We start from the raw sequence: 15,696 nt of genomic DNA, 5'->3' as shown, positions 1-15,696 counted from the left end.
TTGCTAGCTTACGATAATATTTTCTATTGAAGGCTGCGATTCTGTTCACAGCGTGAGCTTTGAATTCAGGTGGCAGTTATGATAACGTTAGTTGATAGATTTGTTTCGATGTCGCCAAATGGCTTGGTGAAGGAGGTTTTTACATGCATAAAAGAAGACGTGGTGTGCTGCTAGTTCTTGTGCTGATGTTAATGGGTCTAGCCTTTTTTATCGGCATGAAAATGAGGCCAGTCACACTACCGACTAGAAATCCTGAGACAACGCCCATTCAAGAGGATGCGTCCGAACAGGAAGGTGGTTCAGACAATATAGAGGTCCTCATTCAGGATATTGCTCAATTAGCGCGAGAAGGAAAAGTACCTGATGTGCCATTTGCAGCAGGAGATACAGAACAACAAGCGGTTCGTGAGCAATGGGGAGAACCGCAGCAGGTTACTGAATCCGCCAATGGACAATATGAAGATTACGAGGATGTGACGATTGGTTATCGAGGTTCACTGGCCTTCGATATCCGTTCATCGAAAGAGAATATCAAAAGCATTCGTTTAGCAGATATTAAAAATAAGTTGGGTGAACCTGATGAAGTTCGTTACTATCAGGATCCTTCAACCGATCAAATTATTCTTGTCTACCAAGTAAATGCCAGCTATCAATTAAAGTGGATTTTACCGAAACCGATTGACAGTGATGCCAATCCTACTGTTCATCATATTTCGGTCTATACGGAACTGAAGCCACAAGCGCCAGATACGGTGGAACAAATGACATTGGACGAGAAAATCGGTCAAATGATGTTTGCAGGTGTTTCAGGTACGACGCTTCAGCAGGAGACAATAAGCCTTATTCAAAAGGCTAAAGTAGGTGGTTTAATTCTTTATGGCAATAATCTTGAAACACCCCAGCAAACGGTCACATTGATGAATGACTTAATGGCTGCCAATTCGAATAATCAGCTACCACTTTTCCTTGGCACTGACCAAGAGGGTGGCAAAGTAGTCAGATTACCAGGCGCTTTAAAAAATTTCCCAACGAACCGAAAAATTGGGGACATTAACCAATCCAAGTTTTCATTTGAAGTAGGCCAATTATTAGGGGAGCAATTAAAGGCATTTGGCTTCAATCTGGACTTTGCGCCTGTATTAGATGTCAATAGCAATCCGAATAATCCAATTATCGGGGATCGTTCGTTTTCCAATGATCCAGCTATCGTCAGCAAATTGGGCATTCAAACAATGAAGGGTCTGGAGTCGGAGCAGGTTATTCCTGTCGTGAAGCATTTCCCTGGGCATGGTGACACATCTGTGGATTCCCACTTAGAATTGCCAAAGGTGACAAAAAGCTTGAACGATTTGAATCAGCTAGAGCTTGTCCCATTTAAAGAGGCCATTAACAATGGTGCAGATGTCGTCATGGTCGCACATATTTTATTGCCAAAGATCGATCCCCAGTATCCTTCCTCAATGTCGAAGGAAATTATCACGGGTACGCTAAGAAAGCAACTGGGCTTTGACGGTGTTGTGATGACTGATGATATGACGATGAAGGCCATCACGAATCATTATGCGATCGGGCAAGCAGCTGTCGATTCAATCAAGGCTGGTAGTGATATTATTTTAATCGCTCATGAATATGCCAATATTACAGCAGCGATAGAAGCGGTGAAGGTAGCCGTCAGCAATGGGGAAATAACAGAGGAACGCATCAATGAAAGTGTCCAAAGAATCCTAAAACTAAAAGAAAAATATCAGCTTGTCAATCAGCCCGTGCCAGCAGTTGATATCAACAAGCTTAATACGGACATCGAAAAAGTTTTGAATACGTATATGAAATAAACGCAAAAAGGGACATACAGCTACCAGTGTATGTTCCTTTTTGTGAATGATGGATAGGGTGAGAACGTGGATAAGGAATTCAAATTAGCTAGTCAATTATTACTGTTACTAGATTCTGAACAAAGATGGTTTACTTTAGGGGAGGTTGAAAAAAGCTTACATATTTCAGATAAGACCATACGGAAGCTCGTAGAAGAGATCAATCGGCAATTACCAGCAACAATGACGATTGACGTATCTAGAGGAAAGGGAATTTTTCTACAACGAGATGGGCGAAGTACAACCGTTAGTGAAGTGCTTTCGAGCATGTTCAGGCAAACCATCTTCTATCGCTTCATGCACTTATTGTTTATCAATGGGCAACCTTATTCGATGGAGGAGCTAGCAGAGGCGATGTTTATGAGCACTTCCTCGTTGAAGAAGCTGATTACGCAACTAAATAATCATGATTTGAAGCCGTATAAGCTACGCATTACATACTCGACGCCCGCCGTAAAGGGAAATGAATTGAATATCCGCTATTTTTATTGGAAATTATATGGTGATGCCTATGAGTATACAGGATGGCCATTTACCAATAGTGACTTTGATTTTATCAATCAATGCATCACGCAAATAGAGCATGAGCAAAACATTGTTTATTTTATTAACTCCAAAAGGAAATTATCCTTTTTAGTGGCGATTGTCTTGGAAAGAGTACGAAAGGGGAACTATGTCAAAATTACGGAGGATGATTACGCTTGGGAAAGAGGAATGTTCTATTTGCCAGTAAAAGACTTTGCACAGGCACTGGAAGAAAAATTTTCGATTGAATTACCAAAGCGTGAATTGTTTTTTATGCAATCTCTATTTAGTCTAAGCCAATATCATTATTATGAAGGATCAGACATGACGCCAATGAAGGAAATCGAATTATATAAAAATAAAGAAATTGATCAAATGGCGCAGCAGTTGTTCACCTTATTGGCAAAGGCTTACCCTAATCTACATATGAATGAGCGGTTTAGCTTGGAAGTATATGAGTTTTTAGACAAGCTTTTAATCGATAATGCCATCCCTGAATGGCTGATGATTTCAAAAAGTAATTTAACAAACTATGTTCAAATTGAATGTCAGCAAATTTACCAAGATATGCAGATCTGTATGCAAACATGGAAAAAAGCGTACCCTTCTATCCTGTATAATGACTTTCATTTAACCAAGCTTACCTTGCTTGTTCGTTCAGGGCTACGTTATAAAAGTAAACGAGCCTTCTTGGTTATTGGAGAGGAATTTTCAATCCGCCATTATATCGCCAATTTAATCAAGAATGAAATTGGGGACCAGCTGATTATTAATACCTCTATTATGAAGGGATTAACGGATGAGATGGTACAGCAGCATCACATTGATTTTGTCATAAGTAATTTTCCCGTTGCCTTAACGACAGTGCCGGTTGTTATTATATCTACGATTCCTACCAAAAGGGACTTAGATAATATTCGTCAAGAATTACTTCGGTAATTTGGTCAATTATTTCCCGTACACAACGTAACAATCTGGTCTAGTTTGTCAGGATTATTAAACCTTATACTCATAGTAGTTTCTGAACAGATTTCTTGTAAAAGAAGTAGTTTTGGAAATGGCTGTGGGTATTTTTTATTGGTAAATGAAAACGGTTACCTAATTGGATTGGAGATAAATGACAAGTTTTTGGAGGAATGAAAATGAGTAGACATTTAGGAGCAAAAAAGGGAGAAATAGCTGAGCGTGTCTTGCTGCCTGGAGACCCTTTACGTGCAAGATTTGTAGCAGAGCATTTTTTAGAGAATGTCTATTGCTATAACGAAGTAAGAGGAATGTATGGGTATACAGGAACGTTCAAAGGTGTACCGATTTCCGTGCAGGGGACGGGCATGGGGAATCCATCGATGAGTATTTACGGTACTGAATTGGTCAACGATTATGGCGTGAAAAAATTGATTCGTATTGGCACATGTGGCGCGATGCAAAAGGACATTCAAATCCGCGATATCATTCTAGCCCAAGCAGTGTCTTCAGACAGCAATTTGACGGAGAAAATTTTCTACGGCAATAATTACGCACCAATTGCGGATTTTTCCTTATTAATGAAAGCGTTTCAACGAGCGCAAGGGAAAAAAGGCAATGTGTTTGTTGGCAATATTTATAATTCAGATGAATTTTATCGTGAAACATTAGACAGGCTTCATAAGTTTATGGAATTCGGTGTTTTAGGGGTAGAAATGGAAAGCACCGCCCTCTATACGTTAGCCGCAAAATATGGAGTAAAGGCATTGTCTATTTTGACGGTAGGTAGTCAACTATTAACAAATGAAAGCTTAACGCACGAGGAAAGTGAAAAATCCTTTTTTGATATGGTGGACATTGCTCTTCATACAATCATCGATGTGTAAGGGATTGCATGGGATGGGAAGAAAAAGCATTTGAAAACATTGTTCGTTACGGAGGGGACAACATGCATTATATTATTTCGATAGTAGGTCTACTACTCGTGCTATTTTTAGCATGGCTTGCAAGTAATAATAAGAAAAAGATTAAATACCGCCCAATCATTGTGATGATTGTTATCCAGCTTGTTTTAGGGTTTCTATTACTGAAAACAGGTATTGGGGAATTTTTAATTAAAGGATTTGCTGATAGCTTTGCAAAACTACTTGAATATGCCAATGAAGGCACAAATTTTGTATTTGGTGGGATGGCGAATGAGGGTGCACATACATTTTTCCTCTATGTTTTAATGCCAATCGTATTTATGTCAGCCATCATCGGTATATTGCAACATTATAAAATTCTACCGTTTATGATTAAATATATAGGTTTCGTATTAAGTAAAATCAATGGCATGGGAAAACTAGAATCCTATAATGCGGTTGCAGCGGCAATCGTAGGGCAAAATGAAGTATTCATTTCAGTGAAAAATCAAATCGGCTTTTTACCAAAGCATCGGCTTTATACCTTATGTGCTTCTGCGATGTCAACGGTATCGATGTCCATTGTGGGCTCCTATATGACGATGCTAGAGCCAAAGTATGTAGTGGCAGCTCTCATATTAAACTTGTTTGGTGGTTTTATCGTGGCCTCAATCATTAACCCGTATGAAGTACAAGCGGAGGAAGATATAATCGAAGTGCAAGAAGGTGAAAAGCAAACGTTTTTTGAAATGCTAGGCGAATACATTATGGACGGTTTTAAGGTAGCCATCATCGTCGGGGTTATGTTAGTAGGCTTTGTTGGGTTAATTGCCCTCATTAATGGTGTGTTTAATGGCATTTTCGGTATCACATTCCAAGGTTTTCTAGGCTATGTCTTTGCCCCAATTGCGTTTGTCATGGGTGTACCTTGGCATGAAGCTGTGAATGCAGGGAGTATCATGGCGACAAAGCTTGTGGCAAATGAATTCGTTGCCATGCTGGACTTCGTTAAAATCCAAGATAGCTTCAGTGAGCGTACAGCAGCGATTGTCTCTGTATTCCTCATATCCTTTGCTAACTTTGGCTCAATTGGTACCATTGTAGGTGCCGTAAAAGGGTTAAATGAAAAGCAAGGCAATGTAGTAGCACGCTTTGGATTAAAATTGCTATACGGTGCCTCACTTGTAAGTGTTCTATCAGCCATCATTATTGGGATTGTGTTTTAAAGAGAAGAAATGAGAGGTGCATATTTTAGGCGTATCAATCCCTAAAATATGCTTTTTTTTTTGATCTTTTGTCAGGTGAGAAGCATTGTAACTTTCTTCCATGATTTTCGTTTGATCTATTAAGAGGTTGAATTGTACCAATAGTAAAAATTCATAAGGGGAAGGATAAGAATGAAAACTTTCTATCATTGTTTAATCATGTGGATACCTTTTATAGTGCTGTTTGCCTTAGCTGGATTTGGCTTAGAAGTTTTAGAAGGAAGAAAAATCAGGACATCAGAATATATGACGGGATTTCGTGATTTAGGCGTTGGTTATATGTTCTTAATGAGCTCTTTTGCTTTTATTCTCTATCCGATTTCGTTTTTACCGTTAACATTTATTGTGAGTCATTTTATGAAAAATTGGCTGTTCAAAGTGGTTACCTTCACTTTATTTGGTGGGGCAATAGGGGCTTTTTCTTTCGTAATCATTTATGATTCGCGATTTATAGAAGAATATAATTTAAGTATTATCAATTCGATGCTTATTTTTGGTATTGCGAGTTTACTCTATGCTTTAGTAGAAAATGCGGTGAAGAAAAATATAAAATTTGTTTAACGAATGAATGTGTCTTTTTTTATCTAGCGGCATATGGAAAATTATTTCTACTCATTTCAGTCTAATTACCGATAGCATATTAACGGATTATCCTTTATGGTTAATAGGTCGTAAAAGACACTATCAGGAATATCCTGCAAATATTGAAATGATAGGTGGAAAACAATGAATTATCGAGTTTTATTATATTACCATTACACGAAGATTGAAGACCCAGAGACGTTTTCAGCAACGCACTTAGAAATGTGTAAAGAAATCGGTTTAAAAGGTCGTATTTTAGTAGCCAATGAGGGCATTAACGGGACTGTTTCGGGGACGATTGAGCAAACAGAGCAATATATGGCAAACATGCAAGCAGACCCATTATTCGAAGGCATTGTCTTTAAAATTGATGCGGCAGAAGGACATGCATTCAAAAAAATGCACGTTCGCCCACGTCCTGAGTTAGTCAACTTAGGCTTAGAAGAAGACGTCAACCCACATGAATTAACAGGTCGCTACCTGTCACCAGAACAATTCCTTGCTGAAATGCAAGATGAAAATACAGTAGTATTAGATGTGCGTAACACGTATGAATACGATGTCGGCCATTTTCGTGGCGCGATTCGACCAGAGGTAAAAAATTTCCGTGATACACCAGAATGGGTCCGTGCAAACCGTGAGCTATTCGAAGGGAAAAATGTTTTAACATATTGCACGGGTGGTATTCGTTGTGAGAAGTTTTCGGGTTGGATGAAACGTGAAGGCTTTGGCAATGTCGGTCAATTACATGGTGGTGTAGCAACATATGGAAAAGATCCTGTGGCGAAAGGTCAATTATGGGATGGGCAAATGTACGTTTTCGATGAGCGTTTAACGGTGCCAATCAATCAAGTAGAGCATGTGATTGTCGGTCGTGATCACTATGACGGTGAACCTTGTGAACGCTACATTAACTGTGCAAATCCTGAATGTAACAAGCAAATCATCGCATCTGAAGAAAATGAAGCAAAGCATTTAGGTGGCTGTACAATCGAATGTACAAAGCATGCGCGCAATCGTTACATCGTGCGTCACAATTTAACAGAAGAGCAAGTAGCTCAAGCAATTGAGGCGTTAATTTAAACAAACAAAGCGTTATTAAATATCTTTCATAACCTACTTTATAGAGGTTCTTCAAACACTCAATGTAAGTGTTCAAACTATCCATTTCAACAGTGGACTAGTCTGCTCGCTTATATAGGGTGTTTTTTCTTTTGTAAGGAAAATGTAAATGACTCCATCATTGGTGGAAGGGCGGAAGAATCTGATGCTGTTTAAAGTAAATGTTCAGAGGGTATTCAACAAAATGTAACAGTGTAAGCACACAAAGTGTTTGTCACTAATTAATCAAAATAGGAGATGATAGCTGATGGGAAACCCACATCTAACCGATCCACGTAAAAAATTTCATACCGAAAAATTCCCAAATCAGGAACAGAACACGCCAGCGCTACAGCATGGAATGATCCCCAAACCTGACTGCGGAGAAGAATCATATAAAGGATACAATCGTTTAGAAGGGCGCAATGCCTTAATTACAGGAGGCGATTCTGGGATTGGCCGTGCTGCCGCTATTGCCTATGCACGTGAAGGAGCCAATGTAGCCATACAATTCTTCCCTGGTGAAGAGGAAGATGCCAACGTCGTTAAAGAATTAATTGAAAAAGCAGGAAGAAAAGCATTACTGCTACCGTATGACTTGCGAGAAGACGGCACAGCGACAGAGATTGTTACAAAAACCGTAGAAGCCTTTGGCGGATTGGACATTCTTGTATTAAATGCTGCGCAACAGATCGCACAGCCATCCCTAAGTGACTTAACAATTAAACAAGTGCAAGACACTTTCAAAGTAAACATCATCAGCATGTTCGAGACCGTAAAAGCTGCTGAAGAACATTTGGAACCAGGAAGTGCAATTATCACCACCACATCGGTTCAATCTTTCGATCCATCCTCATCTTTAATGGATTATGCCGCGACAAAAGGTGCAATAAGCAACTTTATGGTATCCCTATCCTCGTACTTTGCTTCTAAAGGTGTCCGTGTCAATGGTGTTGCACCTGGCCCGATTTGGACGCCGCTTCAGCTAGATAACGGGAAATTAGAAGGAGAAATACCTGAGTTTGGTCAAAATACTCCTCTCGGCCGTGCGGGACAGCCAGTAGAGCTTGCACCCGTTTATGTTCTTCTGGCCTCGGATGAAGGAAGTTATATCACGGGTCAGATTTATGGAGTGACAGGTGGTAAGCCGATAGACTTATAAACTTACTAAAACCACTCTCGACATTAGTGATGTTCTACTGATTATGGTAGATAAACAGCTTAAGATGGATAATGAAAACGAATTAAATGATATGCCCCCTATAAGTTAGTAGTTTGTCTCTAACTTAAGGGGGCATCTGCTTTTCAATCACCAATTGGAATCCTCGTTTATAAGTAGGAGCGCTTAGCTGGCCATGAACCTTGTAGTTTACGAAGTTGAACAATTTGTCCTGTATGGTAAGCGTCGTGCAAAAGGATATTTAGATATTGTTGCCAAACTGGAAGAGCGGGACTAGGTTGATCTAATGCCTCTTCTTGCAAGGATGCTAATGAAGATTGTAGGGCATCATGTACGTGAAGGGTTCGATTCACTGTTTCTTGCCAAGCATCTTCATCATGAGCACCGCCTTGGACAAACGTTTCATCATTATTTTGTGGAGCAACAAATGTCTCATCTTTATGTAAGCGAGAAAGTAAGCGCTCTTTAAAGATTAATAAATGGTTTACATTTTCCCATATCGTATTAGCGGCATTTCCTTCTGGTTGCCAACTAGCTTGCGCAGCAGTGAGATTCTTTAATGCTTCTGATAACGGTGGGTACCATTCCTCTTCGTAAAAAACCTGATTGACTCCATTTTGCAAGAGCTCTTTTTTACTCATTTGGATAACCTCCTTTTTGTAACGCTCAAAACATTCCTTACTATTAATTTATCAAATTTTCCGAAAATAGTACATAGTAATAGAATTTTGTTGTTCTTTACTCGACATTGCCATTTCATCTAACTAAAAATCAAATTGTAAAGTTTGCTTGACATACGTAGTGATGTAAAGTAAACTTTACTTAACATTAAATGTATAGTTTGCTTTACATTTATAAAGGAGGCATTATGAAAAACAGAATTCGAGAATTACGAAAATTGAACAAGATTACGCAGGAAGAGTTGTCGAAACAAGTTGGCGTTTCACGGCAATCAATCATTGCTATTGAATCAGGCAAATTCAATCCATCCTTAGAGCTTGCCTACAACATATCCAAAGCGTTCAATAGCACAATTGAAGAAGTGTTTATATTTGAAGAGGGGAGAATGAATGATGGAGATTAATATCTGGGGTATGATTGGATTGTATGGGGGAGTGATTGGTGGACTCCTTGGATGGTGGTTCGGGCGACAGAAAGCTAGAAAAAACAGAGGTTTAGACGAGCTGTACTATCATATTTGGCAAAAGGCGAGATCCTATTCATGGTATGTGACATTAGGAGCGCTGTATGTTTTCTTTACGTTACTCAGTTTTGGGATTGAATTAAGCACTGCCATGGTTTTAGGTATCCTTTTATTAACACACGTAGCGAGTTGGGGAATCATCGGAATTATGATGACCATCAATATGTCCAGCGCAGCCCCGTTACAGCCCTCGCGTGTGAAGGTGGGCCTATTCGTCTTCATGACGTCCATTATTGTATTCACGATCATCTCGATCCTGACGACAAACTGGCTGTTTTTATTATTTAGCATTCCACCTAATTTAATTGCACTTTTTACTGCACTTATTCCGAAGCGAAAAGATTCCGAGGTAACCTACTAAACTTCATACGAATATCGTACCGTTTTTTCCCCTATAGATATGGTGGTCTATGGGGGTGTTTTTTATAATGACAATAAAAACAGCTAAATGAAAAAATGGTAGTGGAAGAACACTATTTGACTAACATTGTTAAAATAAGTAAAATGATAGTTGTTACAAAATTTGGGAGGTGTTTACTTGCATACAAACTATGTTCTATATAATATTGTTCCTTTCGGATTTTTAGTGTTGTTGGTCTATATTTTTATAGATGTATTTCTTGATTACTTTAGAAAAGAAATCAAGAGTAATCAAAGACGTGTTACTTTATACAGCTTTCTCTTCTATTTACTATGTTTACTTCAAATTAAAGTAGGGGGAATAACACTTTTACCTCTAAATCCAGCAGACAAGAGTAGACGTTTTATTACAGCTAATGATTGGTTTGGAATTTTTGATAGTATCCACTTCAATATGTATTTGTGGAGCTATTCATCTATAGTTTATAATTTTTTATTATTACTTCCTTTAGGGATATTTTTATGCGTTCTTTTCCATTTTAAAAATATAAATAAAGCCATTTTTCTAGTGATATTGTGTTGTTTAGGTACAGAGCTTTTACGTCTACTATTAGGGTCGTTTAGTTTAGTTCCTAGGAACATTAGTTCTATAGATGCTATCTACTTGTTATGTAATATACTTGGTGGAATAATTGGTATATTAATAGTGAAAATATTTATGCACATACAAATGAAGCGAAAAGATAAAGTTTATAATGGTAGTTTTAATTGAATAATAGTTTTCGGCAATTGGGCGCGTTTATTTATAAACGTGTCTTTTTCTTTTAAAGGTCGATATTGTTGAATAATACAGTTATTTGAAACCTTTCCTACAATTTACCGTTAAGTATTGTTAAATGGTAATACAAATAGAAAGAGGGATTCGTTATGATTGGTTGGCTTAATATTGGCAGTCTCTTACTTGGACTAGTCGCTTGGATACTTCCAGTTTTCTATCTAATGGGAAATAAAAAACATGAACATTCTAATTGGGGTATCCTTGCCGTTCTCAGCATCAGTGCCTGCGCTATTTCAATTAGTTTTCAGATGTTTTATAATTATCATTTAGTAAAAATTGAGGATTGGACGGCACTCATGGACACGACACGAGCAGTCGTGATAGCCACAGCAGTTCTTCTCATTTTTACATTGCTATTAAATGGCCTTACTTTTATTGTATATCAAAAGAACAAAAAGTAAGATATTCGTTGCCTGTTCGTATGATTGAAATATATTTTTGGTTTTCAGAGAGTGTAATGAAGAGAATGGTAATTTTTGGGACTTTTACAATCGGGCGCTTTATTTAGCGAAAATCTACTCTTTCTCGTGAGATGGCTAGAACAAAGGCTATGAAAAAAATAGTATCAATTATTTTTACGAACAGAAAGCTACCGGTTGATGAGAGGTGCATGTAAAACGAGTGAGAATTCATCTTGGAGCTGTGTACCGAAAAGATCATTCTAAGTAGGCTACACCCGTAATCATGTGCGAGAGTATCGTCAAATGACCGTACTTCTTAAGGTAAGTAATGTGAATTGCTTATAAATTAAAGGTGGTAACACGAGTTGAATCGTCCTTTTGGTTAATCCAAAAGGGCGTTTTTTTTATTCCTTTTTTGAACAAGTATTTGAAAATCTAAACGTATGAGGAGTAAGCATTATGAAAGATAATCATCAAGATTCACAACTAAAGCGGGAATTAAGTACGCGTCACATGCAATTAATTGCACTTGGCGGATCCATTGGGTCGGTTTATTTTATGACTCTAGTTCAACCACTCAAATGGCAGAGCAGGCAAAGTTAGGAATAGGCTCTAAAGTAGCGGTTAAAACATGAAAAGTAGCGGATACAACGTGAAAAGTGATGGATAGAGTAGGCAAAGTGAGGGATAGGCTCTGAAGTAGTGGTTAAAACATGAAAAGTAGCGGATACAACGTGAAAAGTGATGGATAGAGCAGCCAAAGTGAGGGATAGGGCCATCTATTTTGCTCCTTTTCATTTAAGGGGCATATATTGGGTCCAATTGTTGAATAACATTCTTTTAAGTAAAGTTTCCAAACAAAGCTTCTGGCACTTTAAGTTTCAGCATTTTAATACATGATATACTTAAACGCACTTGAATTAACACAAGGTATATTGTTATCTTTGTAGAATCTAATTATTATAATAAATTGCGGTGAAATTCAATTCTATAAAGGGAGTGTAAAGGTGGACCTACTACTTTGGGTAACTATTGGTTTCATAATAATTGGATTTGTTGTGCTCGCTTCTATGAAAAAAGGTATGGAAAGTAAGGTCGCTTTTATAAAATTGAATATGGAAGAAGAGGGAAATTCATCAAAAGCAAGATCTGTAGTTTGGTGGATATGGAGTACCACTGCTTGGGGGATAGTAAGTCTGTTTCTGTTTGTTTGGTGTGTCCATCATTACTTTGGGTAAAATTTTGGCTTCAAATGGGTAAAAACAGGTACTGCACATTTCTAAATGAAATATTGTAGCAAAATATATTAAAAGCAAAGGGTGGGCAATTTGAAGATAATCGAGACGGAACGATTATACCTTAGAGCGTTAAAAATGGACGATCATCATGAATTATCAAAAGTGCTTTCCGACCCCGAATCTATGCAATATTACCCTCATCCCTTTAATCAAGGAGAGGTTAAAAATTGGATCAGATGGAATGAGAAAAATTATAAGCAATATAATCACGGACTATGGGCAGTTGTTTTAAAAGAAGGAGATCTATTTATCGGTGATTGTGGAATAACCATGCAGAACATTGATGGTGTATGGTTACCTGAAATCGGTTTTCACATTATTAAAGCGTATTGGAATAAGGGGTATGCGACAGAAGCGGCATCTGCTTGTAAGGAATATGCATGGAATGTTCTGGGCTATTCTGAAATATTTTCATACACGACCTTAAAAAATATCCCATCCCAAAAAGTTGCGGAAAAAATCGGGATGGAAAATTATAAGATTTTTGAGAAGAATGGTGAACAACAAATCGTTCAAGTTGCCTACAAAAGTTTATGAATAGTTAGTAACTCATTTTTTATTCCAGAAAAGGGCGCGTTAATATAGGAACGTGTCTTTTTCTTTTAAAGAGTTGAATAGCATTCTTTTGGGAATTAGATATTTATTTTATAGAAGGAATGTTATAAGGGGGATTGAATGAAGAAATATATAAAAGGTTTAGTACCTTGCATTTATTTGATGTTGTCGTTCTTTGTACTATCTGGCTGCAATGCTCAAAAAAGTGGTAATACTTATTATTTATTATTGATGGGTGAAAGTGAAAGCTGGAATCTAACTGGGTATGAAATTGTTATCACACCAGAAGACTTTAAAGCAAGATTTGGGACCTTAAAAATGAAAAACGTCAATACGTATATGACAGATTTCTTCCACTTTGAAACGCATGTGGTTATCGAGAGTGATGATTCAGTAGTTCATACTGATTCAGTTACTGGTGAGACGAATATAGCAGAATATACAACTGGTGCTATTGCAGGGCCATACATCAATAAAAATGGTGACTTTATTACACTGAAAGATATACATGAGATTTATGTGGTCGTTGAATGGTGGGATACTAGTAAGAACGAAAGTATAAAAGAAAGAATAGATTTATTTAACAAATCGAAAAAAGAAAAGTCCTTCTTGAACGAACTATAGTTAAAGTTGAATAACGATCTTCTGGGACGCTTTTCTGAAATAATAGAAAAGCGTCTTTCTTCATGAAAAGGGCCACTATCAGTAAGCCCATCTAATACATAGGTACTGTTGCATCATCTAGAAGTGCATTGCATACTACTGCAATCTTGATAAAAAGGCTACTCTAAAATATTTCCAGGAGATTGAACAATTTTTTAGAAAACGAGCGTCTAAGTAGTAGGATTGAAACGAGGTGAGTTGTTGTTGGAACAAATCGTAGAACAATATGGTGAATATTTGTATCATCTTAGCTATTTATATATGAAGGATTTTCAGCTTGCAGAGGAGATTACACAGGACGTACTCATGAAGTACTTATTACATAAAGACGATTTTAGAAAAGATGCTTCATTGAAAACGTATTTAACCCGTATCGCTATTAATTGCTGTCACGATGAACTACGTAAACAAAAGAGAAAATCATTTATTTCAAAGCTTTTACCACTAGGTAGAACTGAACCCTCCGTAGAGCAAACATATATAGCAACTGAAGATTTTGCAACTTTAAAGCAAATTGTCTTTGCATTACCACTTCATTATAGGGAAGTCATTGTACTGTTTTATTATGAAGAATTTGATGTTTCTGAAATTGCTAGTTTATTAAACGTCTCACAAAACACCGTTCGTACAAGGATTCGTCGAGCGAGAGAATTGTTGAAAACAAATCCGGAACTGGAGGCAATATTTTATGAAGGAATTTAAAGACAAGCTAAAAGAAGAATTGCGACAAGATGCCCCATTTACAAACGACATCAAGCAACGTATATTGCAAAAGAAACCCATAAAAAGAAAGTTCAACTGGCAGGTTGTCACCGTATCTATTGCAGCTTGTTTCATTATTGGGTTAATGCTATTCGTTGAGTTTTCTCAAAAGAATAACCTACAAACCGCAAGTGAGCAAAATGAGCTACTACCGATTGTCGATGATGTTTCTTCGTTAGACATCATTCAACCGAAATATGCCCATCTACTTGGAAAACAATGGATGCTGCATTTTTTACCAATGATTATCGATAAGGAAGCCCCCATTACGTATGGAGATTATATTGCTTTTTATGGAACGGATGGGCTTGTCGTTTCAACTGTATTAGGATTAGGGAATGATCATGTAACAATGAAGCAAGGGCAAATTTTAGTAGAGGATACCCCATTAAAAGTACATGGATTAAATGAGCAAATAAAAAAAGAGGATATCAATGACCCATTGAAAAACCCTTACTTTTTTCATAACTTTGGAACAAGACCAGCGCCATTCAATGACAAATCGATTTCTGCGAAAGAAAAAGAAATGGTTGTTTATGATAGTGACGAAGGCCATACGATTATGAAAATTAGTGAGGGGCAATTAGTCGGTAAGGTCGTAGGCTTCCAAAATTTTGAGCTAACATTTGAATTGTCTGAACAGGAGCAGCAGGTTTTTGATGCCTTTAAAGCGGATTATAATATTGAAAAGTTAAAAAATATGACACCCCAAGCGATTACTAAAATGTTTTTATTGAGTGATATTGAAAAAGATTATGAAACATACGAAGCATTGTTTACAACAAATAAGAACGAAGAAACAGAAAGTGTTCGAAGATATTATGAGAAAACGAAAATCGTACGTCAGGAGTTGTTTACAAAGGAAATAAATCGCCTTATTATTGCAAACCTCTTTGCTGGGCTAGAACATGCGGAGTTTGAGCAACAAACAGATACAACAGGAGTTGTAAAATTTATTTCACTTGAAGGACCAATTGAGCTAGGTATGGAGAAAAATGCCCAAGGGATTTGGCAGCCATCCTTTAGTAGGGGAATTTATTAGGTTTTTAGAAAGGAATCAATTCTAATTTTCATCAGTATCTTTATCTAACAATCGGACGCGTTTAATTCGAAACGCGTCTTCTTTTATGGGTCATGTAGATTGAATAAAGAGCAGGATAGTTTAACGATATAGGTGGATTTTTATGGTAAAATATTTAGTGGAATGTATTTTTTGGGAGAAT

General features: G+C 37.4%; 17 protein-coding genes. 16 read left to right on the top strand and 1 reads right to left on the bottom strand.

Going from position 1 to position 15,696, the window contains the following annotated elements; genetic code table 11:
* The first annotated feature begins 143 nt into the window (after positions 1–143).
* The 7 genes from nagZ to HXV90_RS06220 all read left to right on the top strand — a co-directional run bounded on the left by nagZ (position 144) and on the right by HXV90_RS06220 (position 8,374).
* Entirely contained in the window at positions 144–1,832 is a 1,689-nt protein-coding gene (gene nagZ / locus HXV90_RS06250; protein ID WP_066037506.1) for a beta-N-acetylhexosaminidase, read from the top strand.
* 66 nt (positions 1,833–1,898) lie between these two features.
* Positions 1,899–3,335: an AcpB/EbpR/MafR family transcriptional regulator gene (locus HXV90_RS06245; protein WP_269898641.1), complete on the top strand. Its 1,437-nt coding sequence runs from the start codon at positions 1,899–1,901 to the stop codon at positions 3,333–3,335.
* A 203-nt stretch (positions 3,336–3,538) separates the two neighbouring features.
* A complete protein-coding gene (gene deoD, locus HXV90_RS06240) occupies positions 3,539–4,246 on the top strand; it encodes a purine-nucleoside phosphorylase (RefSeq protein ID WP_269898640.1) in 708 nt (235 codons plus the stop codon).
* 62 nt (positions 4,247–4,308) lie between these two features.
* Positions 4,309–5,490 carry a NupC/NupG family nucleoside CNT transporter gene (locus HXV90_RS06235; protein WP_036081191.1) on the top strand — a complete coding sequence of 394 codons (1,182 nt, stop codon included), beginning with the start codon at positions 4,309–4,311 and terminating at the stop codon, positions 5,488–5,490.
* A 171-nt stretch (positions 5,491–5,661) separates the two neighbouring features.
* Complete coding sequence (locus HXV90_RS06230) at positions 5,662–6,090, top strand: hypothetical protein (RefSeq protein WP_054548783.1); 429 nt, start codon at positions 5,662–5,664, stop codon at positions 6,088–6,090.
* Positions 6,091–6,255: 165 nt separating this feature from the next.
* On the top strand, positions 6,256–7,194 hold the full coding sequence (trhO, locus tag HXV90_RS06225) for an oxygen-dependent tRNA uridine(34) hydroxylase TrhO (RefSeq protein ID WP_054548782.1): 939 nt from the start codon (positions 6,256–6,258) through the stop codon (positions 7,192–7,194).
* Between the two features lie 286 nt (positions 7,195–7,480).
* Entirely contained in the window at positions 7,481–8,374 is an 894-nt protein-coding gene (locus HXV90_RS06220) for an SDR family oxidoreductase (protein WP_054548781.1), read from the top strand.
* Between the two features lie 167 nt (positions 8,375–8,541).
* On the opposite strand, the gene HXV90_RS06215 is transcribed toward HXV90_RS06220, so the two are convergent.
* Positions 8,542–9,033 (bottom strand): DinB family protein, encoded by a 492-nt coding sequence (locus HXV90_RS06215; RefSeq protein WP_048390596.1) that lies wholly within the window; start codon positions 9,031–9,033, stop codon positions 8,542–8,544.
* 227 nt (positions 9,034–9,260) lie between these two features.
* Here HXV90_RS06215 and HXV90_RS06210 point away from each other — a divergent pair, with 227 nt between their 5' ends.
* From HXV90_RS06210 to HXV90_RS06170, 9 genes are all read left to right on the top strand, one after another.
* The gene (locus HXV90_RS06210) at positions 9,261–9,476 is read left to right on the top strand and encodes a helix-turn-helix transcriptional regulator (RefSeq protein ID WP_054548780.1); all 216 of its coding nucleotides are present in this window, start codon (positions 9,261–9,263) and stop codon (positions 9,474–9,476) included.
* Positions 9,463–9,957, top strand: coding sequence for a hypothetical protein (locus HXV90_RS06205; protein ID WP_250783399.1), 495 nt, complete (start codon positions 9,463–9,465; stop codon positions 9,955–9,957). The genes HXV90_RS06210 and HXV90_RS06205 overlap by 14 nt, the downstream gene beginning before the upstream one ends.
* Before the next feature lie 177 nt (positions 9,958–10,134).
* Positions 10,135–10,728, top strand: coding sequence for a VanZ family protein (locus HXV90_RS06200; protein ID WP_269898639.1), 594 nt, complete (start codon positions 10,135–10,137; stop codon positions 10,726–10,728).
* 155 nt (positions 10,729–10,883) lie between these two features.
* Positions 10,884–11,195, top strand: coding sequence for a hypothetical protein (locus HXV90_RS06195; protein ID WP_269898638.1), 312 nt, complete (start codon positions 10,884–10,886; stop codon positions 11,193–11,195).
* A 1,007-nt stretch (positions 11,196–12,202) separates the two neighbouring features.
* Positions 12,203–12,433 carry a hypothetical protein gene (locus HXV90_RS06190; protein ID WP_048390606.1) on the top strand — a complete coding sequence of 77 codons (231 nt, stop codon included), beginning with the start codon at positions 12,203–12,205 and terminating at the stop codon, positions 12,431–12,433.
* Positions 12,434–12,523: 90 nt separating this feature from the next.
* Positions 12,524–13,030 carry a GNAT family N-acetyltransferase gene (locus HXV90_RS06185; protein ID WP_333474120.1) on the top strand — a complete coding sequence of 169 codons (507 nt, stop codon included), beginning with the start codon at positions 12,524–12,526 and terminating at the stop codon, positions 13,028–13,030.
* A gap of 138 nt (positions 13,031–13,168) precedes the next feature.
* Entirely contained in the window at positions 13,169–13,672 is a 504-nt protein-coding gene (locus HXV90_RS06180; RefSeq protein WP_269898636.1) for a hypothetical protein, read from the top strand.
* 243 nt (positions 13,673–13,915) lie between these two features.
* A complete protein-coding gene (locus HXV90_RS06175; protein WP_016994968.1) occupies positions 13,916–14,413 on the top strand; it encodes an RNA polymerase sigma factor in 498 nt (165 codons plus the stop codon).
* A complete protein-coding gene (locus HXV90_RS06170; protein WP_269898635.1) occupies positions 14,400–15,515 on the top strand; it encodes a hypothetical protein in 1,116 nt (371 codons plus the stop codon). Before HXV90_RS06175 ends, HXV90_RS06170 begins: the two co-directional genes overlap by 14 nt.
* Positions 15,516–15,696 lie beyond the last annotated feature (181 nt).

Source organism: Lysinibacillus sp. JK80 (assembly GCF_027557635.1).
Classification (GTDB): domain Bacteria; phylum Bacillota; class Bacilli; order Bacillales_A; family Planococcaceae; genus Lysinibacillus; species Lysinibacillus capsici.
The sequence above is the reverse complement of the archived record's forward strand: the minus strand, read 5'-3'. Positions and strand labels throughout refer to the sequence as shown.

Bases quoted from the DNA above. Each gene is read 5' to 3' on its own strand.
- nagZ (WP_066037506.1), top strand. From the start codon at position 144: ATGCATAAAAGAAGACGTGGTGTGCTGCTAGTTCTTGTGCTGATGTTA.
- deoD (WP_269898640.1), top strand. From the start codon at position 3,539: ATGAGTAGACATTTAGGAGCAAAAAAGGGAGAAATAGCTGAGCGTGTC.
- HXV90_RS06235 (WP_036081191.1), top strand. From the start codon at position 4,309: ATGCATTATATTATTTCGATAGTAGGTCTACTACTCGTGCTATTTTTA.
- HXV90_RS06230 (WP_054548783.1), top strand. From the start codon at position 5,662: ATGAAAACTTTCTATCATTGTTTAATCATGTGGATACCTTTTATAGTG.
- trhO (WP_054548782.1), top strand. From the start codon at position 6,256: ATGAATTATCGAGTTTTATTATATTACCATTACACGAAGATTGAAGAC.
- HXV90_RS06220 (WP_054548781.1), top strand. From the start codon at position 7,481: ATGGGAAACCCACATCTAACCGATCCACGTAAAAAATTTCATACCGAA.
- HXV90_RS06215 (WP_048390596.1), bottom strand. From the start codon at position 9,033: ATGAGTAAAAAAGAGCTCTTGCAAAATGGAGTCAATCAGGTTTTTTAC.
- HXV90_RS06210 (WP_054548780.1), top strand. From the start codon at position 9,261: ATGAAAAACAGAATTCGAGAATTACGAAAATTGAACAAGATTACGCAG.
- HXV90_RS06205 (WP_250783399.1), top strand. From the start codon at position 9,463: ATGATGGAGATTAATATCTGGGGTATGATTGGATTGTATGGGGGAGTG.
- HXV90_RS06195 (WP_269898638.1), top strand. From the start codon at position 10,884: ATGATTGGTTGGCTTAATATTGGCAGTCTCTTACTTGGACTAGTCGCT.
- HXV90_RS06180 (WP_269898636.1), top strand. From the start codon at position 13,169: ATGAAGAAATATATAAAAGGTTTAGTACCTTGCATTTATTTGATGTTG.
- HXV90_RS06170 (WP_269898635.1), top strand. From the start codon at position 14,400: ATGAAGGAATTTAAAGACAAGCTAAAAGAAGAATTGCGACAAGATGCC.